General features: G+C 61.1%; 17 protein-coding genes and 1 pseudogene. 8 read left to right on the top strand and 10 right to left on the bottom strand.

What is annotated here, in order from left to right:
- Window positions 1–40: 40 nt before the first annotated feature.
- From HU765_RS23120 to ycaC, 6 genes are all read left to right on the top strand, one after another.
- Entirely contained in the window at window positions 41–1,015 is a 975-nt protein-coding gene (locus HU765_RS23120; RefSeq protein ID WP_238344757.1) for an MBL fold metallo-hydrolase, read from the top strand.
- A 56-nt stretch (window positions 1,016–1,071) separates the two neighbouring features.
- Window positions 1,072–1,995 carry a LysR family transcriptional regulator gene (locus tag HU765_RS23115; RefSeq protein ID WP_186623224.1) on the top strand — a complete coding sequence of 308 codons (924 nt, stop codon included), beginning with the start codon at window positions 1,072–1,074 and terminating at the stop codon, window positions 1,993–1,995.
- A 266-nt stretch (window positions 1,996–2,261) separates the two neighbouring features.
- On the top strand, window positions 2,262–2,675 hold the full coding sequence (locus HU765_RS23110; protein ID WP_186623222.1) for a DoxX family protein: 414 nt from the start codon (window positions 2,262–2,264) through the stop codon (window positions 2,673–2,675).
- Window positions 2,668–3,294 (top strand): antibiotic biosynthesis monooxygenase, encoded by a 627-nt coding sequence (locus HU765_RS23105; RefSeq protein WP_186623220.1) that lies wholly within the window; start codon window positions 2,668–2,670, stop codon window positions 3,292–3,294. Before HU765_RS23110 ends, HU765_RS23105 begins: the two co-directional genes overlap by 8 nt.
- Before the next feature lie 42 nt (window positions 3,295–3,336).
- On the top strand, window positions 3,337–5,175 hold the full coding sequence (locus HU765_RS23100; protein ID WP_186623211.1) for an amidohydrolase: 1,839 nt from the start codon (window positions 3,337–3,339) through the stop codon (window positions 5,173–5,175).
- Between the two features lie 68 nt (window positions 5,176–5,243).
- A complete protein-coding gene (gene ycaC, locus HU765_RS23095; RefSeq protein ID WP_186623210.1) occupies window positions 5,244–5,867 on the top strand; it encodes an isochorismate family cysteine hydrolase YcaC in 624 nt (207 codons plus the stop codon).
- Between the two features lie 212 nt (window positions 5,868–6,079).
- Here the strand turns inward: ycaC and HU765_RS23090 are convergent, their stop codons facing one another.
- The gene (locus HU765_RS23090; RefSeq protein ID WP_186623208.1) at window positions 6,080–7,507 is read right to left on the bottom strand and encodes a mechanosensitive ion channel family protein; all 1,428 of its coding nucleotides are present in this window, start codon (window positions 7,505–7,507) and stop codon (window positions 6,080–6,082) included.
- A gap of 325 nt (window positions 7,508–7,832) precedes the next feature.
- On the opposite strand from HU765_RS23090, the gene HU765_RS23085 reads away from it, so the two are divergent.
- On the top strand, window positions 7,833–8,732 hold the full coding sequence (locus HU765_RS23085; protein WP_186552585.1) for a LysR family transcriptional regulator: 900 nt from the start codon (window positions 7,833–7,835) through the stop codon (window positions 8,730–8,732).
- A gap of 72 nt (window positions 8,733–8,804) precedes the next feature.
- Here the strand turns inward: HU765_RS23085 and HU765_RS23080 are convergent, their stop codons facing one another.
- Together HU765_RS23080 and HU765_RS23075 are read right to left on the bottom strand one after the other, a co-directional pair.
- Window positions 8,805–9,074, bottom strand: coding sequence for a type II toxin-antitoxin system RelE/ParE family toxin (locus HU765_RS23080; RefSeq protein WP_186623205.1), 270 nt, complete (start codon window positions 9,072–9,074; stop codon window positions 8,805–8,807).
- Window positions 9,064–9,255 carry an antitoxin gene (locus tag HU765_RS23075; protein ID WP_186552583.1) on the bottom strand — a complete coding sequence of 64 codons (192 nt, stop codon included), beginning with the start codon at window positions 9,253–9,255 and terminating at the stop codon, window positions 9,064–9,066. Before HU765_RS23075 ends, HU765_RS23080 begins: the two co-directional genes overlap by 11 nt.
- A gap of 318 nt (window positions 9,256–9,573) precedes the next feature.
- Here HU765_RS23075 and HU765_RS23070 point away from each other — a divergent pair, with 318 nt between their 5' ends.
- Window positions 9,574–9,846, top strand: a complete 273-nt coding sequence (locus HU765_RS23070; protein WP_186623204.1) for a ribbon-helix-helix protein, CopG family — start codon at window positions 9,574–9,576, stop codon at window positions 9,844–9,846.
- 31 nt (window positions 9,847–9,877) lie between these two features.
- Here HU765_RS23070 and HU765_RS26945 read toward each other — a convergent pair.
- The 7 genes and pseudogenes from HU765_RS26945 to HU765_RS23040 form a co-directional block, all read right to left on the bottom strand.
- Window positions 9,878–10,015, bottom strand: a pseudogene (locus HU765_RS26945) (transcriptional regulator); the annotation flags it as partial.
- A gap of 315 nt (window positions 10,016–10,330) precedes the next feature.
- On the bottom strand, window positions 10,331–11,023 hold the full coding sequence (locus HU765_RS23065; RefSeq protein ID WP_186623201.1) for an N-acetyltransferase: 693 nt from the start codon (window positions 11,021–11,023) through the stop codon (window positions 10,331–10,333).
- Complete coding sequence (locus HU765_RS23060) at window positions 11,020–12,210, bottom strand: GNAT family N-acetyltransferase (RefSeq protein ID WP_186623199.1); 1,191 nt, start codon at window positions 12,208–12,210, stop codon at window positions 11,020–11,022. Before HU765_RS23060 ends, HU765_RS23065 begins: the two co-directional genes overlap by 4 nt.
- 4 nt (window positions 12,211–12,214) lie before the next feature.
- Window positions 12,215–12,904: a GNAT family protein gene (locus tag HU765_RS23055; protein ID WP_186623197.1), complete on the bottom strand. Its 690-nt coding sequence runs from the start codon at window positions 12,902–12,904 to the stop codon at window positions 12,215–12,217.
- 68 nt (window positions 12,905–12,972) lie between these two features.
- A complete protein-coding gene (locus HU765_RS23050) occupies window positions 12,973–14,892 on the bottom strand; it encodes a hypothetical protein (protein WP_186623195.1) in 1,920 nt (639 codons plus the stop codon).
- Window positions 14,889–16,196 carry an oligosaccharide flippase family protein gene (locus HU765_RS23045; protein ID WP_186623193.1) on the bottom strand — a complete coding sequence of 436 codons (1,308 nt, stop codon included), beginning with the start codon at window positions 16,194–16,196 and terminating at the stop codon, window positions 14,889–14,891. The genes HU765_RS23050 and HU765_RS23045 overlap by 4 nt, the downstream gene beginning before the upstream one ends.
- Window positions 16,193–17,194 (bottom strand): polysaccharide deacetylase family protein, encoded by a 1,002-nt coding sequence (locus tag HU765_RS23040; protein WP_186623191.1) that lies wholly within the window; start codon window positions 17,192–17,194, stop codon window positions 16,193–16,195. The genes HU765_RS23045 and HU765_RS23040 overlap by 4 nt, the downstream gene beginning before the upstream one ends.
- Between the last annotated feature and the right edge of the window lie 10 nt (window positions 17,195–17,204).

Here is a 17,204-nt window from a genome sequence, read left to right as displayed (position 1 = left end):
GCCGCTGTCGGCCAGATCAAGGGGAGATCCAATGAAAGGCATGTTTAACGCAGCGGCGGCCTTGGCGGTCGTTCTGGCTACATCCAGCGCCATGGCACAGGCGCCGCAGGTCGGCACTCAGGCACCGGGTTATTTCCGCCTGGCCGTGGGCGATTACGAAGTCACCGCGTTGTTCGATGGCTATAACGACTTGTCGCCAAAGCTCTTGCAGGGCATGAGCCAGAGCCAGATTCGTGCGCTGCTCGCACGCCGTTCGATTGAAACGCCGGGCGTGCAAACGGCGTTCAACGCCTTCCTGGTCAATACCGGCAAGCAACTGATTCTGGTCGACACCGGTGCGGGGCAGTGCATTGGCGCCACGGCGGGGCAGCTTTCGGCCAACATGCAGGCCGCCGGTTACAAGCCTGAGCAGGTCGACACGATTCTGCTGACGCACCTGCACCTCGATCACGTTTGCGGCCTGGTCGATGCGCAAAAGCAGCCGCTGTTTGCCAACGCTACGGTGTACGCCGCCCAGGCCGAGGCCGATTACTGGCTCGATGCGGCGGCGTTGGCCAAGGCGCCGGCGGGTGCCAAAGCGTTCTTCCAGATTGCCCAGGACTCCACGGCACCCTACGTTGCCGCCGGGCGCTTCAAGACGTTCGCTGCGGGGCAGTCGCCGCTGCCGGGGCTGGTCGAGGCGACGCTTGAGGCCGGACACACGCCGGGCAGCACGACCTATCGTTTTACCTCGCAGCAGCAGAGCATCATGTTCATGGGCGATCTGGTGCACAACCTCGCCGTGCAGTTCCTCCATCCGGAGGTGTCGATCGGTTTTGACGTCAACAGTCAGCAGGCGATCAACAGTCGTCAGGCCGTGTTCAGCGCGGCCGCGACGAGCAAGACGTGGGTGACGGCGGCGCACTTGCCGTTTCCGGGGATTGGTCATATCGCCGCCGAAGGCAAGCACTTCCAATGGGTGCCGGTGGAATATGGCCCTTACAAACGCGCGGCCAAGGTGCCGTTGATCGAGTAAAGTGCACAGCGTCCCGCCTGCCTGAAACCGCTGACACCGATAAGGAAACCTCGCCCATGAACCGTAACGATCTGCGCCGCGTCGACATGAACCTGCTGGTGATTTTCGAAGCGCTGATGTTCGAAAAGAACCTGACCCGCGTCGCTGAAAAACTGTTCATGGGCCAGCCTGCGGTGAGTGCGGCGCTGGGGCGGTTACGCGATCTGTTCGATGATCCGTTGCTGCTGCGCAACGGTCGCGGCATGGAACCGACCGCGCGGGCGCTGGCGATTCTCAAGGAGCTGCAACCGGCGATGGACGTGATTTCCGGTGCGGTCAGCCGGGCCAAGGAATTCGAACCGGCGAGCAGTTGCGACGTGTTCCGCATCGGTTTGTCGGATGACGCCGAGTTCGGTCTGTTTCCGCCGTTGTTGCGTCAGCTTCAGCAGGAGGCGCCGGGAATCGTCGTGGTGGTGCGCCGCGCCAACTATCTGTTGATGCCGGCGCTGTTGGCCTCGGGGGAAATTTCCGTGGGCGTCAGCTACACCACGGATCTGCCGGCCAATGCCAAGCGCAAAAAGCTGCGCGACATTCCCTGCAAGGTTTTGCGCGGCGACGACCGTCCGGGGCCGCTGACGCTGGACGAATACTGCGAGCGTCCGCATGCGATGGTGTCGTTCTCAGGCGACCTGAGCGGCAATATCGACATGGACCTGGCGAAGATCGGCCGCTGCCGCCGCGTCGTGCTGGGCGTGCCGCAGTTCAGCGGCTTGCGCGCCTTGCTCGCTGGCACCGAGATGATTGCCACCGTTCCGGATTACGCCGCTTGCGCCCTGGTTGAAGGCTGCGCCTTGCGCGCCGAAGATCCACCGTTCCCGATCGATGCCGCGCAATTGTCGATGGCCTGGAGCGGGGTGCACGACAACGACCCGGCAGAAAAATGGCTGCGCTCGCGGATCAGCCAGTTCATGGCCGCGCCGCTGGATATCCCGACGATCTAAGTCCCTACATCGATCCCGTGTAGGAGTGAGCCTGCTCGCGAAAGCGGTGTGTCATTCAAGGCATTTGGCACTGACCTGACGCCTTCGCGGGCAAGCCCGCTCCCACTGTTTTGTGGCTGTCTGCCGATTGAGGCCTGCCGCTTCTACCTGTTTTTGCGGCCATCTGCAGACTGTCGGTGGCCTGCAATCAACTAAGCACACCCATCCAATTTCTCGCGCCGCGGCCTTGGCATGATTCCCGTCAATGACATTCAAAGGGTCGGGTCATGATTGCTTCGAGGGATGAACAGGCGCGCGACGTCGGGTTGCTGTTCCTGCGGGTCAGCGGCGGGTTGTTTCTGTTGTGGGTGCACGGCTTGCCCAAGCTGCTGGACTTCACGGCGCAACTGCAACTGATCGAAGACCCGTTTCACCTCGGTGCGCACCTCACCCTGATCCTGGCAATTTTCGCCGAAGTCCTCTGTCCGCTGATGATCGTTGCCGGGGTTCTGGCGCGTCTGGCCTGCTTGCCTATTCTCTTTGTGCTGCTGGTTGCGTTGCTGGTTGTGCATCCGCAATGGAGTGTGGCCGAAGGGCAGTTCGGCTGGCTGCTGTTGATCCTCTTCACCACTGTATTGATCGCCGGGCCCGGACGGCTGGCGATTCCTGTTCGTTTGCCCGGAGTGCTGCGTTATGCCTGAAGTCCTGAATCAACAAGCACCGGGGGCCGATGAGACTGTCACGTTGATCATCAAACACTCGGTCAAGGCCGGTTTCGAGTTGGCCTATGAAGCGTGGTTGCGCAATATCGTGCGCGTGGCCGGCCAGCGCGAAGGGCATCTGGGCGTGGACGTGGTGCGCGGCAAGCGCGGGCGTCTGGATTTTTACACCTGCGTGCTGCGCTTCAGCTCCACCGAAGCGATGCAAGGCTGGCTGCAATCGTCTGAGCGTCAGGCACTGGTCGCCGAAGCCGCGCCGATGCTGGCGGATGGTGATCAGACCGAAGTCGCGCCGGTCAATGAATTCTGGTTCACCCCGCTGGCCGAAGCCGGCTCGCCACCGCCGCGCTGGAAGCAGGCTGTCGTCACCCTGCTGGTGATTTTGCCGCATACCTTGCTGGTGCCGCTGATCTGGGGCCCGCTGCTCGCGCTGCATCCGCTGCTGTCCAACTACGTGGTCGCGACGTTCCTGATCACCCTGACCATCGTGCTTTCGGTGGTCTACGTAGTGATGCCGCCAGTCACGCGTTTGTTCACCCCATGGCTGGAAGCCAGCCAGGCCCATGAACACCTCGATTCCCAAGAAACCTCGCCGCGTTGAGCGTGAGGTTTGCTGACTTTAACTTTTGCTTGAGGAACTGCGATGAGCGCCGATCTGATTTTATTCAATGGCCAATTTCATACCGTAGATCGCGAAAAACCACTGGCCAGCGCCGTGGCGATCAAGGACGGGCGCTTCGTCGCCGTCGGTAACGATGCCGAGGCCATGGCCCTCAAAGGCAGCGCCACGCAAGTGGTCGACATGAAGGGACGCTGCGTCATTCCCGGCCTCAACGACTCGCACTTGCACCTGATTCGTGGCGGCTTGAACTACAACCTCGAACTGCGCTGGGAAGGCGTGCCGTCGCTGGCCGATGCACTGCGCATGCTCAAGGATCAGGCCGATCGCACACCGACGCCGCAGTGGGTGCGCGTGGTCGGTGGCTGGAACGAATTCCAGTTCGCCGAAAAACGCATGCCGACCCTTGAGGAAATCAACCAGGCCGCGCCGGACACCCCGGTGTTCATCCTGCACCTGTATGACCGCGCCTTGCTCAACCGCGCTGCTTTGCGCGTGGCCGGCTACACCCGCGACACGCCGAACCCGCCGGGCGGTGAGATCGTTCGCGACAGTAACGGCAACCCGACCGGCATGCTGGTTGCGCGGCCGAACGCGATGATTCTCTACTCGACCCTGGCCAAGGGGCCGAAGCTGCCGCTGGAATACCAGGTCAACTCGACCCGCCAGTTCATGCGCGAACTCAATCGCCTCGGCCTGACCAGTGCGATCGATGCCGGCGGTGGTTTCCAGAACTACCCGGACGATTACCAAGTGATCGAGCAACTGGCCAAAGACGACCAGTTGACCGTACGCATCGCCTACAACCTGTTCACCCAGAAGCCAAAAGAAGAGCTGACCGATTTCCAGAACTGGACCGGCAGCGTCAAGTTGCACCAGGGCGACGACTTCTTGCGCCACAACGGTGCGGGCGAGATGCTGGTGTTCTCCGCCGCCGACTTCGAAGACTTCCTCGAACCGCGCCCGGATCTGCCGCAGACCATGGAACAAGAGCTGGAGCCGGTGGTACGTCACTTGGTCGAGCAACGCTGGCCGTTCCGTCTGCACGCCACGTACAACGAATCGATCAGCCGCATGCTCGACGTGTTCGAGAAGGTCAACCGTGACATTCCGTTCAACGGCTTGCCATGGTTCTTCGACCATGCCGAAACCATCACCCCGCAAAACATCGAGCGGGTGAAAGCGCTGGGCGGCGGCATCGCGATTCAGGACCGCATGGCGTTCCAGGGCGAATACTTCGTCGATCGTTACGGCAAGCAAGCCGCCGAAGCCACGCCGCCGATCAAGCGCATGCTTGCCGAAGGCGTGCCGGTCGGCGCCGGCACCGACGCCACCCGCGTCTCCAGCTACAACCCGTGGACGTCGCTGTACTGGATGGTCAGCGGCCGCACCGTCGGCGGTCTGGCCCTGTATGAAGAAGGTTTGCCACGCGCCACCGCGCTGGAGTTGTTCACCCACGGCAGCGCCTGGTTCTCCTCGGAGCAGGGCAAGAAAGGCCAGATTCGTGTCGGCCAACTGGCAGATATGGCGGCGCTGAGCGCGGACTTCTTCAGCGTTGAGGAAGAAACGATCAAGTGGATCGAATCGGTCATGACTGTGGTGGGCGGCAAGATCGTTTACGCCGCGGGTGACTTCGAAGACCTCGGTCCGCGCTCGATTCCGGTGCTGCCGGATTGGTCGCCGGTGGTCAAGGTCCCGGGCCACTGGCGCCCGAACTCGCCGCTACAGGCGCAGGTTCACCAGTGCAGCGGGCCGTGTGCCGTGCATACCCACAGCCATGAAAAGGCGCGGATGTCGAACGCGCCGGTCAGCGACTTCGCTGGTTTCTGGGGCGCGTTCGGCTGTTCCTGCTTCGCGTTTTGAGTTTGAAAAAAGCGTCGGCCAGCGGGGCCGGCGCTTCCCGCAACAACCATCCCTCCAGGAGTTTTGCCATGAGCGTTCCTTACAAGCGTTTGAACAAAGATGATGCCGTCGTACTGCTGGTCGATCACCAGACCGGTCTGATCTCGCTGGTGCAGGATTTCTCGCCGAACGAGTTCAAGAACAACGTGCTGGCACTGGGCGACATCGCCAGGTTCTTCAAGCTGCCAACCATTCTGACCACCAGCTTCGATGCCGGTCCAAACGGCCCGATCGTGCCTGAGCTGCTCGAGCAATTCCCGGACGCACCGTTCATTCAGCGTCCAGGCCAGATCAATGCCTGGGACAACGAAGACTTCGTCAAAGCGATCAAGGCCACCGGCCGCAAGCAACTGATCATCGCTGGCGTAGTGACTGATGTCTGCGTGGCATTCCCGACCCTGTCGGCGATTGCTGAAGGCTTCGAAGTGTTTGTGGTGACTGACTCGTCGGGCACGTTCAACACTACCGTGCAGCAAGCGGCGTGGGCGCGCATGTCGGCTGCCGGTGCACATTTGATGAACTGGTTCGCCGTGGCGTGCGAGCTGCAGGGCGACTGGCGCAACGACATGGAAGGTCTGGCGCATCTGCTGTCCGAGCGTCTGCCTAACTATCGCAACCTGATCAACAGCTATACCAAGTTCACCGCCAAGTAATAAGTTGAACTGAAAGTGCCCGCTCGTTTGCGGGCATTCTCAGTGCAACTGAACGAGGGGCAACCAACGATCCCCTGTGGCGAGGGAGCTTGCTCCCGCCGGGTTGCGCAGCAGCCCCAAAATCCTCCATGCCGCGAAGATTTTGTGAGTGCTGCGCACTCAAGCGGGAGCAAGCTCCCTCGCCACGGGTTTTTGGCGTTTGCAACGGTGGGTCAGCGCTTCTGCAACCACCCCAAAAACCCACCTTTTTTCACCGCCACCGGTTTGGCCATCAACGCGAGGCGACTGTTCTGCTGACGCACCGCCTGCAATTTGTTCAAGGCCCGGCCGACTTCGCTGCGCTTGTCCATGCACTCACGGGTCAACTGTTTGTCGAGGCGATAGATGATGCTCGACGTCAGCGCCGTGAACGTCGCCTGCGACGGTGTATCGGCAAGAATGCTTTGCTCACCCATGACTTCGCTCGGGCCCATGCGCCCGGCCTCGGTCTGGTCATTACCGTCCGGCACCGTCGCGCTGACCACACCCGTGGCAATCACGAACAGGCTATCCGGCACCTCGTCCAGACCCAGCACCACCTGGCCCGCCGTGTACTGCTGCGCAACCATCGATTCGGCGAGGCGATCGCGTTCTTCACTGCTCAACGAACGGAAAATCTTCACTTCATCCAGCAACGCGCGGGCGCGGCTCGACGGTTCGGTGACGCCGTCGGGATGCCGCGAAATCCCCGCTGCTTCGAGATGACGGTGGGCGAGGTCGAACAGCTGATTGCGCACTTCGCTTTTCTTGCCCAGCTCGGCGATAAAACCGCTGGCAACGTACTCGGACATGGTTTCGCCGGCGTCTTTGAGCACCGCTTTCGGCGCGGGGCTGAGCAACAACGAACTGCTGCCCTGCAAGGTCCGATCAAGCGCATCGAGCACCCGACGCGGGCGAATGTGGTTCGGCACCTGGATGCTGATCGACACACCGTGCATGTTGCTCGGCCGGCTGAGGTTGACGATCTTCGCCTTGGCTGCCACCGAGTTCGGTACCACGGCCATGGTCCCGGCGCTGGTCAGCAGGTGGGTGGCGCGCCAATCGATATCGAAGACCTTGCCTTCGACGCCGTCGATCATCACCAGATCGTCTACCTGATAGGGCTTGGTGGTGTTGAGGACGATGCCGGAAAACACATCGGCCAAGGTGCTTTGCAGCGCCAGACCGACAACGATCGCGACCACCCCGGACGTTGCCAGCAGCCCTTTGACCGGCAGTTCCAGCACATAACCGGCCGCCGCGACGATGGCGACCAGAAACACCAACGCGCCAATCACGTCCTGCAACAGACGACCGCTGTGACCGATGCGGCGCATCAGTGCCAGGCCGATCACTTCGGTCAGCACCCTTGCGGCGTACAGCCACCAGAGAATCCCCAGCGCCGTCGCCCCCAGTTGTGCCACGCGATCATCGGCGAACAGCGGGGCCTGCAATGGGCTGACACCGGCGTTGATCACCAGCGCGCTGAATGCCAGAAACAACACCAGACGCACGCCGACTCGCGGTGCGCGATGGGTGAAGGGCGAGAAATGCCAGAGTGCGGCGTCAAGCAGGAGCAGGACGGCGCTCCAGGACAGCAGGTGGGTGAGGAAAAAGGTCATGACAATCTCCGGCGTTACATAAGTATTGGCGAAGGGCATTTGTGGCGAGGGAGCTTGCTCCCGCCGGGTTGCGCAGCAGCCCCAAAATCATCCATGCCGCGAAGATTTTGTGAGTGCTGCGCCCTCAAGCGGGAGCAAGCTCCCTCGCCACAGGGCGTCGCCTCAGTTCAGATGAGTCGACGCAGAGCGTGGGAACGATCAGATGGCAGCCTCCGGCAGCTCCTACCTGTGCAGGGCTGTTTTCAAACCGTGAGCACAGATTAATGGGCTGCTGAAAAGCGAAAAAGCGGCTATAAAGCGTTTAACTGTCCACCAGAGAGCGACAATGAACCCGTTCGAAGACATGCGTATTTTTTGCCAAGTCATGGACTCCGGCAGTTTCACCGCCGCTGCCGACCAGTTGGGTCTGTCCAAGCAATTCGTCAGCCGTCGCTTGATGCAACTGGAAGAACGCCTCGGTGTGCGTTTATTGAATCGCTCGACACGTCGCCTCGACGTCACGCCGCTGGGGCAGAGCTATTACGAATCGGCGCTGCGTTTGCTTGGCGAGGTGGAACAGGTCGAGCAGGGCATCGCCGGCGAGACCGCCGAGCCACGCGGGACAATTCGCCTGAGCGCGCCGCTGTCGTTTGCCGTCGCGCATCTGGGGTGCCTGTTGCCGCTGTTTCTGCAGCGTTATCGCGAGGTCACCGTCGAGGTGGACCTGAGCGATCGACCGGTCGACCTGCTTGGCGAGGGCTACGACCTGGCCCTGCGCATCGGAGTGCTGGAAGACTCGACGCTGATCGCTCGGCGCCTCGCCAGCATCGAGCGGGTCTATTGCGCCAGCCCGGCGTACCTCGCCGAACGCGGTACACCGCTCAAGCCTGAAGACTTGCACAGCCACGACTGCCTGCCTTACGGCCATGGGCGCTCGGTGCAATGGCGCTTTAACGAAGGGCCGGGCAAACCGGTGCTGGTCAACGTCACCGGACGCATGCGCGTGAATAACGGCGAATTGCTGCGGGACGCGGCGGTGCAAGGGATGGGGATTACCTATCTGCCGACATTCATCGTCGGCGCGGCGCTGAAAGACGGACGGCTGGTGCCAGTGCTGGATGATTTGCGTCCGGAACCGCTGACTTTGTCGGCGGTTTATCCGCAGCATCGTCAGGCCTCAAGGCCGGTGCAGGCGCTGGTGGAGTTTCTGCGTGAACGGCTTAATCAGAGTCACGTGAATCTTTGATCGTGCGGCTTCTCAGGCAAGCGGTGTGTTATCGAACGAGCGAACATCACACCGTTTTTTCCAGCGACGCCGTTATGGATATTCCTGTCGAGTATGCAAAACGCTCAGAATCTCGATTCGGTCCGTCACCTCATAAATCACCACGTAATTAGGATGTACAACGATTTCCCGAGTGCCGGGAGATCGACCTTTACGGTAGAGACGGGGATGAACAGAGAGTGAGGTTGTGGATTCTTCAATGGATTTCGAGAGACTCACTGCGGCTGCAAAGTTTCTCTCGCCAATGTATCTGAGGATGTTCGATAGATCGGCCTTGGCTTCGGGCCGCCATTTAATCTGCATCGGCCTTTTTTCGCATGGACTCGATCAACGCATGCATTTGCGCCATCACTTCGTCATGCGCGAAGCTCGGACGTGGGTCATCTCTTGACGCCTGCACTTTGGCTCGCAGCCAGCGATCATGGCTGGCTGCCTGTTCTTCGCTTTCAAACTCTGAATCAGCGGGGAAGATTTTGCTGTCCATAGTGCCTCCGGGATCAATGCCTGGCAGTCTATTCGGTACAGGGATTGCTGTCGTCGTTGTCTGGATGAATTGCATCTTGGTCGAGCTCCATGAATATCTGTAGTTCGACAAATCCTAGTCTGAGCGCTTCCGACGGCCAACCGACGGGAGATGTAGGAAAACGGTTGGGGTTTCCCGTGTGCCTTCCTTTTTCTGTAGGACTCGCTGATTCGCGCCGTGTGGCGGACTTACAACATTGCAACAACCGCCACCCCGCGTCTGTTCTAGACTCATGCTGCTCAATCACCCGCTGTCCGCAATATCGAGGAGTCAACTGACATGGCCACGGCAACGAAACCCCGATCCGTGACCGCCCATGTACCGGTGCAACTGGCCGAGAAGGTCGATCTGATAGCCGAACGTCTGGAACGCTCGCACAGCTGTATTGTGAAGCAGGCATCGAGCGCCTGGATTGATCAAGAGGAAGAGCGCAGCCGTTTGACGCATGAAGCCTTGGCTGACGTGGACGCCGGGCGCGTCATTGATCATCAATCAGTGCAGATATGGGTCGACAGCTTGAGTTGCGATACGCCTCGCAAGACACCACTTTGAAATGGAGGCGAAGTGGGCGAGAAGGACTTTCCGATCTGAGCACGTAGCCGATCGCGCGAAGGAACTCTTCGCTGTCTCCGTCTGCTAGCACCTGAGACAGGTATTCGCTGATGGCTTCGTCACTGTCCAGCAGCGCGACCATGTCGAAATTCGTCAAAGTCTGGCTCATGGTTAAACCTCCTTTGCCATTTTTTGTGCGCGTCGGATGTCTGCGCTTTGTGAGGATTTGTCGCCTCCGATGCTGTGCTTGACTGTATCCAAGTGGATACGGATAAACAGTCGGCCAAGTCTTTACTGGATGTTGGAAGTGTCGTCAGTGGCTGTAGGCAAGAAGCCAATCGATTGTGAGAGTTGCGGTGCAGCTACTGGCCTCATCGCGAGCAGGCTCACTCCTACAATGGATAGGTGTAAGGCGACTATCCAGTGTGGGAGCGAGCCTGCTCGCGATGACGGCCTCACGACCGCCAGACTTCCAGAGGACGAATCAAGCCTGCGCCGCCGCCGTCGCTACCGGTCTTTCCGGCTTGCGCAGCGCCTCCAGCCTTGAATCGCTGTAGCGTGTTTCGCGGAAGAAGCGCCAGTGCCCGAACAGGTCGTAAACGTGGGTAATCCGCCCTTGCTCTTGATAGCCCAGGCGCATGTGCATCTTCAAGGCCTGCACATTGGCGTTGTCGCAGATATCCACCACTTTTTTGAACCCCCGGGCGTCCATGACTTGCCAAAGTGCGGTCTGTGCGTCGACGGTCAAGGTGCTGCCGAAATAGGGCCGGGCAATTTCGGCACCGAACTGGAAGTATTCACCGGACTTGACCGGGAACGTGCAGCGGTAGAAGTGGCGGTCGAAATAGTCGCGAGTGCTGGCCCAGACGAACCCGACGGTGTGATCGTCCTGGTCAAGGTACATGTGCCCGGTATGCCCTTCAGCGGCGAGCTCGGCCATGGTCTGCACGCGGTCACCAAAGTACTTGCTGAATGCCTTGGCGTTTTCCTCGGTGATGTCGACTCTGCGCAATCCTTCACAGGGGCGCAGTTTGTTGGGGGCAATTGGCGTGACCAGATCGCGCTCCATCCAGAGCAATTCACGGTGAGCGAATACGTAGCGTTTCCACAGCGCGCCAACGGTGCGGCGCAGACCTTTTTGTTTGATGCGCAGAAGCAGTTCTTCGATGACGTTCATGATGCTCTCCGAGGCCCTAGCCCAGGTGTGGTGGATGACGTTGCCGGTTGAGTTTCGGATGTATGTGCCGCCGCCGGGTTGCCGGCACGCTGTGCGCGCCTTTTTTGCAGGACCGGTTTGACGCAGTGCCAAAGACGCAGCCCAAGGCCCAGCAGCAAGCCACTGGGGCGCCATGAGTAGAAGCTCCAGCGCCATTGTTCGATCTGGCCGGTCATGCGCTCGTGCAGCTGATGGCTGGAATTATCCAGGCTGACCCGCGACGCATCGATCCAGCGCCATTGCTCGTCCAGGCCCCAGCGAATCCACTCCTCCAGCAGCACCCGACCGCTGCCCAGATCAGCATGCTGCGGCAGGAACGCAAGGTTGTAGTCGTAGAGTCGACCCTGCTCGAGCAGGCCCAGCCGATAGCTGATGCAGCGACCGTCCAGCTCCAGCGTCACGACCCGCACCAGCCCTTGAGCGGCGAGGGCGGTGAAAGCGCTCGCCATCCACTGACGGCTGCGTTCGGTGGCGAAAATCCCGACGCCCTCGTCACCTTTCCAACTGACCGACTCGACTTCCTGCAGTGCTTTTAAAACCGTAGGCATCGTAAGCGCATCGGGGGTGATTCGCCGTACCTGGGCGCCGCATGCGGCAATCCGTTTACGCGCCCGACGCAGTTTGTAGCGCGGGTCGCCAGAGACTTCCTGATGGTCGGCTTCGCTGATCAGATGCACCGGCACCCGGCAACTCAGGCGCCGCTCAGCAGTGGAGCTACGCGCCATCCATTCGGTGAGGGCACTCTCTTCACCGGCAGGCTCCGACAGTTCATTGAGTTGCAGCAGCGCATGGGGCAGGCGCTGGCGGATCAGCACCAGCGCAGCGCGCATGTCCTCGCCGCCGAGCAGCGACAGCAGGGCCAAGCGATCGGCCAGCGGATAACCCAAGTGATGCAAGACGCGAAATGGCAGGCCAGCGAAGCGTTCGCGGCTGGACACCAGTGGCAGGCACAGGCGCAATGCCTCTGCATCCCAACCGAGCAGGATGTGCAGGCGCTGATCCTCGTCCAAGGCCTGCTCGGCCGCGCACATCCAGCCAAGGTTGTTGAACGGCGTGTGGTCGGTCACGCGCAGGCGCAACGCTTCGTACGCGGTTGCCGGAAAGTCGGCGGTGCACAGGGACGTGCGCCATTCGAATCGCATCGCCATAGGTTCAGGTCGCCGTGGCTGTGACAGGTGGACGGGAGGGTTTGCGCAGCGCTTCGAGGCGTGAACCGCTGTAGCGGGTTTCGCGATAGAAGCGCCAGCGGCCGAACAGCGTGTAGATATTCATGATCCGCTGTTGTTCGGTATAGCCCATGCGCAGGTGCAGCTTGAGCGCCGGGATGTTGCTCGAGTCACAGACGTCGACCACTGTGCTGCAACCCTGAGCGGCCATGGCTTTCCACAATTGCAATTGCAGGTCCACCGACAGCTCTGTGCCCCAGTAGGCGCGGGCCAGTTCGCCACCGAATTCGAAAAACTCGCCGGGTTTTACCGGGAACCGGCAGCCGTAGTAATGCCGATCAAAATAGTCGTGCGGCGTGCCCCAGATAAACGCCACGGCATCACCGTGCTCGTCGACATGCATATGCCCGGTGTGCCCGTCATCGGCCAGCTCGGCCATGACGCCGACGCGGTCGCCGAAGTAACGAGTAAAGGCGCTGGCGTTGTCTGCAGTGATCTTCATCACACGCAGTGGCGGGTAAGGTTTGAGGCTGTGCGGCGGCACCGGGCTGACCAGGTCGCGCTGCATCCACAGCAGTTCCTGATGGGCAAAAAGGTACATTCTGCGGATCTTCGCCAAGGTCGCTCGCAGACCTTTTCGACGGATATGTCCGCGGAGCTTTTGCAAAACTTCCATGGTTCTTTCTCCTGATGAGGGTGCCACGCACAGCAACCGGTTCGCGGGGCAGAACAGCGCAGGCCGGTTCATGAAGCGCTCCAGTCCAGGGCAAACAGGGTTTGCCCTGGCAATTGGAAACGCAGGCGGCCGTTTTCGCAGGCAAACGGTACGTCGCGGCTGCGATTGTCGGCGCCGAAGAAACGCAGGGCGCCGTGGTTGAGCGGGCACGTGGCGCCGCTCAGATCAACGCGTTGCAGGCGTGTGCCTTTGTTCACCCCGAGCAACGTGCGCTGCTCGCCGCTGGCCATCGCCAGCACATCCACTTCGAAAGCGTCGTTATCCAGTTGCAGCACGTGCGGCAGCCAGTGCCGAGCGATGAATTGCTGGGCAAGGCCCACCGGTTTCAGCTCGACGCGGCCGTTGTCCAGAATCCGCACCATGCCCTTGGAATACGGCGGCTCATCGGCTGCCTGAAACCAATTGAGCATGGTCAACAAGCCGTCCTGAGAAGCATTGATGACGACCGAGGCCCACCACAGCGCGGCGTAATGGGTTTCCTGATCGTAGGGGCTAAGGCTGGAGCCGCTGGACAGGTTGGTCTGGTCCAGCAGCAAGTCCTTGCGCGGTTGACCGTGACTGTCGAGACCGACCACCTCGGCGGCACGGCGCACGCTGTCGCGGTAGACCCGGGTCGCGAGCAAGTCGCGCACCATCCATTCGTGCCAGGCCAATGCGTCGACCTGATCGGCGGATTCGTTGAGCAGCTGCCGGGCCCAGTCGATCCCGCGTTTGCCCGCCGCGTTGCGGGTGAACGGCCCGTTGACCAAGCGTGAGCTGGCGGGCATGGCGATGCGCACGCCGGCCCTGGCATTGGCCGGATCGCTGCGTACTTGGCGGGCCATGCTGAGAAAAATCGTTCGATAGTCTTCGAAGCTGGAATAGTTGAGGTTCGGCTCGTCGGCAAAGCCGATGTAATGCGTGCCTTGGCCACCCAATGCCCGAGTGCTGGCGAGCCAGGCTTCAAGGCCGTTGCTGCTTTGCACATCGGCGCGCAGATCGGCCCGACGCCCGGTGCCAGCGAGCAGGGTGATGTCCTGGCGGATGCCGAAGCGAGTCTGATAGAGCTTGCGAACCGGGTCTTCGAAACGGGCATTTTTCGAAGTGACGTCAACGTAGCTGTAATAACTCGCCGCACTCGGTTTCAAGGCATCCAGTGCAGCATGACTGGTCGCGGGCGGCATGAGATTGGGCAAGGCAATGCCCAGATCCGGCGTGCGACCGAGGACTTTATCGTGCAGGGCCAGTCGGGTCTGGCCCGGGTCTTCGCGCAACGGCTGCAAATGCTGCGGATTCTGCGCAAACAGATTGGCCGTGCCGTCGAGCCAGAATGCCGCTTTGCCGCTGCCCAGCAGGCGCAACCGCCACGTCTGTTCGCGGTCGCTGACCGGCAAGGCTGCTTGATCGAATTGCCAATAGGCACGGTGGGGCGTGAGGGCCAGCGACAGCTGTTGTCCATCGTCCACGCGCTGTGCTTGCAGTGCGTTGACGCCGCCATGGTATTTGCCGTTCAGCACCGCGTGTTCGCCCGGTGCCACCTTGAAAAACAGCTCATCGCCATTGCGGGTTTCGACACTGAAATGCACTTTGGCGGGACTGAACAGCGCCACGGTCTTATCGTCATGCTCGACGCGGTAACTGCGGAAACTGTAGCCGGGAATCTCCAGGCGATAGCTGGCAGCCCCCGGCACCAAGGGCCAGCGCTGCGAACCGCGGGTTTCACTGGCTTTGATCGACCGTTCGCCCTGCAAACGGCCCTGACCGTCGAGCAGATAGATATGCTCTTCATTGGCGTCAGCCTGCCACGCCGGAACCCAGCGCACGGTGACTGTATCCGGGCGATCGGCTCGCAGATACAGGCTGCCGTCACGGATCTCGCCCCACTGCATGGGCGCCGCGAAGGCGTGCAGCGTCATGCCCAGTCCGAGCAGCAAGGCCAGGCGCTTCATGCGGCTTTCCTGCGGTGCAGCATCAGCCACATCGGAGCGATGTCACCGGGCAGGATGAACAGCGTGTGCCAGAACGGCACGCCGCTCAGTCTGCAATAAAGCACCAGCATCGCCAGGGTCACTGCCAGATAGGCAATCGAAGACGCCGCCGCGGCACCGACGATGCCGTAGCTCGGGATGAGCAGCAGGTTCAGCCCCAGATTGAGCAACGCGCCCACGGCCATCATCAGCGAGACGGTCGCCGGGCGATTCTTGCCGATCAGGTCCAGGCGCAGAATGCTTGCGTAGCACAGGCCCAGCAGCCCCGGCAGCAATGCTAGCAGCGCCGGATAAGCCGGTTGGTAGGCGACGCCGAACAGGGTCACGATCAGCCATTCGCCGATCAGTGCCATGGTGACGCAGGCGCCGAGCATCACCGTGGCGGTCAGGCGCAGCGCCAGCGGAGTGACCTTGTCCATGCCTTTGTCCTGTTGCAGCAGGCGCTTCATCAGCGGTGTGGTGACCGCTTCCGGAACGATCAGCAACAGTTCGGCGGCGGCGCTGGCCATGGCGTAATGGCCGAGCGCGGTGCTGCCCAGCAGGGCGCCGATAAACAAGTAGTCGGAGCGCAGAATGACCTGTTGAAACAGCAGGTCCGGATGGCTGCGCGCACTGAATCGCAGCAGCTCGTTCTGGCTCGCACGGTCCCATTGCAGTTGCAGCGGTTGTGCGCGTTTGAGCCACATCCAGCCCACCAGCACCACCAGGCTGATACCGGCCAGCCAACTGATCAGCGCGGCTTCGAGTGCCGCCTCTTTCCACATCCAGAACAGCGCAACAAACAGCAGCAACGGCGCCAGCGATTCGATCAGACGCAAGACATTGAACGCGACCACGCCGCCCGACGCGTTGTGCAAGGTCAGCAGGCCGCTTTTGAGAACCGTCAGCGGTACCGCCAGCAGCAACAGCCACGCCAGCAGACCGAGCTGCATCGTGACATCGAGTTTACTGCCAAATTCTCGCGCCAGCGCGACCACCAGCAATGTCAGCAGCCCGGCCAGCAGACAGCCAAACACCAACACCTGAGCGAGCAACAAACCCATCGGCCGCTGATTGGCCGCTTGATAACCGACCGCCGAATTCAAACCGCCGCTGGTGGCCGCACTGATCAGATCCGGCAGGGTGCTGAGCAGGGCGAACAACCCGCGTTCGCTCGGGCCGAGAATCCGCGCCAGCAACACATTGCGCAACAGGCGCAAGGCGATCATCGCCAGTTTGGTGCCCAGGCTCAGCGCCAGATGCCTGAGGTAGCTGCCGCGACTCATGGCCGTCCCCCGCGAAAGATCCGTAACGACAGCAGCTCCGGATTGCGCGCGGTGCGTTGGCTGACGCCGAAGCGCGGCAGGTTCAGAGGGTCGCCGGCGCCGCGATAAAGTCCGGTGGCCGTGCCAAGGGCAAACGGATAATCGTGGTTGGCGACTTGCTCGCGCACTCGCTCATCGTTATCGCCGTTGGGGTAGCAATACACCGGCAAGGGACGATTGCAGCTGTTGTGCAAGGCATCGCGGCTACGGCTGATTTCTTCGTGCAGACGCACGTCATCCAGTCCGGTGAGGATCGAATGACTGGCGCCGTGTGGGCCGAAACGCACCAGACCGGATGCTTCCATGGCGCGCACCTGATGCCAGTCCAGCGCTTGCGGCAACGACTCCGGCGGGCACTCATCGGTCAGACGTTCAAGTTCCTGCGGATCGAGGCTTTTGAACCTTTGCAGATAATGCAGCAACGCCAGGCTGCGCCGGTCGACGTCGATATCGTCGAGCAGCACCGGCAGCGGGTGACCGGTGATGCGCAGGTATTCGATCAGGTGCATCCGGGCCTTGTCGCCATGACTGCCCCACAGCGTTTCGCCAACGCTTTCCCACCAGAAGCGCTGCCGGCTGCCAATAAAATCAGTAGAAAGAAAAACGCTCGCCGGCACTTGGTGTTTTTGCAGCAGCGGATAGGCGTGCACCGCGTTGTCCCGCCAGCCGTCATCAAAGGTCAGCGCCACTTGCGGGCGTTCGGTGCGCAGGGCGTTGGGCTGGAGCAGTTCCATCAGTGGCACGCAATCGAAATGCTTGCGCAGCCACATCAGCAGGTGTTCGAACGCCTGCGGGCCGACGCACAGCTCATTGCGGTGCGGCAGGTTGGCGGCGCGGTCATTGGCCAGCACGCGGTGCAGCATCAGGATCACGCCTGCGCCGTGCAACTGGTTGCGCCCCACGGATGAGTTGAGATAGAGCCAACCGCTGGTGCGTTTTATCAGCTGTTTGATCGCCATGGCATGCGTC

Origin of the sequence: Pseudomonas sp. SWRI81 (genome assembly GCF_014268545.1) — a bacterium.
Classification (GTDB): domain Bacteria; phylum Pseudomonadota; class Gammaproteobacteria; order Pseudomonadales; family Pseudomonadaceae; genus Aquipseudomonas; species Aquipseudomonas hamedanensis.
The sequence above is the reverse complement of the archived record's forward strand: the minus strand, read 5'-3'. Positions and strand labels throughout refer to the sequence as shown.

Coding starts and splice junctions, on each gene's coding strand:
- HU765_RS23100 (WP_186623211.1), top strand. CDS start 3,337: ATGAGCGCCGATCTGATTTTATTCAATGGCCAATTTCATACCGTAGAT.
- HU765_RS23040 (WP_186623191.1), bottom strand. CDS start 17,194: ATGGCGATCAAACAGCTGATAAAACGCACCAGCGGTTGGCTCTATCTC.
- HU765_RS23080 (WP_186623205.1), bottom strand. CDS start 9,074: ATGCAGATTAAATGGCGGCCCGAAGCCAAGGCCGATCTATCGAACATC.
- ycaC (WP_186623210.1), top strand. CDS start 5,244: ATGAGCGTTCCTTACAAGCGTTTGAACAAAGATGATGCCGTCGTACTG.
- HU765_RS23050 (WP_186623195.1), bottom strand. CDS start 14,892: ATGAAGCGCCTGGCCTTGCTGCTCGGACTGGGCATGACGCTGCACGCC.
- HU765_RS23065 (WP_186623201.1), bottom strand. CDS start 11,023: ATGAACGTCATCGAAGAACTGCTTCTGCGCATCAAACAAAAAGGTCTG.
- HU765_RS23085 (WP_186552585.1), top strand. CDS start 7,833: ATGAACCCGTTCGAAGACATGCGTATTTTTTGCCAAGTCATGGACTCC.
- HU765_RS23120 (WP_238344757.1), top strand. CDS start 41: ATGTTTAACGCAGCGGCGGCCTTGGCGGTCGTTCTGGCTACATCCAGC.
- HU765_RS23055 (WP_186623197.1), bottom strand. CDS start 12,904: ATGGAAGTTTTGCAAAAGCTCCGCGGACATATCCGTCGAAAAGGTCTG.
- HU765_RS23105 (WP_186623220.1), top strand. CDS start 2,668: ATGCCTGAAGTCCTGAATCAACAAGCACCGGGGGCCGATGAGACTGTC.
- HU765_RS23115 (WP_186623224.1), top strand. CDS start 1,072: ATGAACCGTAACGATCTGCGCCGCGTCGACATGAACCTGCTGGTGATT.
- HU765_RS23090 (WP_186623208.1), bottom strand. CDS start 7,507: ATGACCTTTTTCCTCACCCACCTGCTGTCCTGGAGCGCCGTCCTGCTC.
- HU765_RS23045 (WP_186623193.1), bottom strand. CDS start 16,196: ATGAGTCGCGGCAGCTACCTCAGGCATCTGGCGCTGAGCCTGGGCACC.
- HU765_RS23075 (WP_186552583.1), bottom strand. CDS start 9,255: ATGGACAGCAAAATCTTCCCCGCTGATTCAGAGTTTGAAAGCGAAGAA.
- HU765_RS23060 (WP_186623199.1), bottom strand. CDS start 12,210: ATGGCGATGCGATTCGAATGGCGCACGTCCCTGTGCACCGCCGACTTT.
- HU765_RS23070 (WP_186623204.1), top strand. CDS start 9,574: ATGGCCACGGCAACGAAACCCCGATCCGTGACCGCCCATGTACCGGTG.
- HU765_RS23110 (WP_186623222.1), top strand. CDS start 2,262: ATGATTGCTTCGAGGGATGAACAGGCGCGCGACGTCGGGTTGCTGTTC.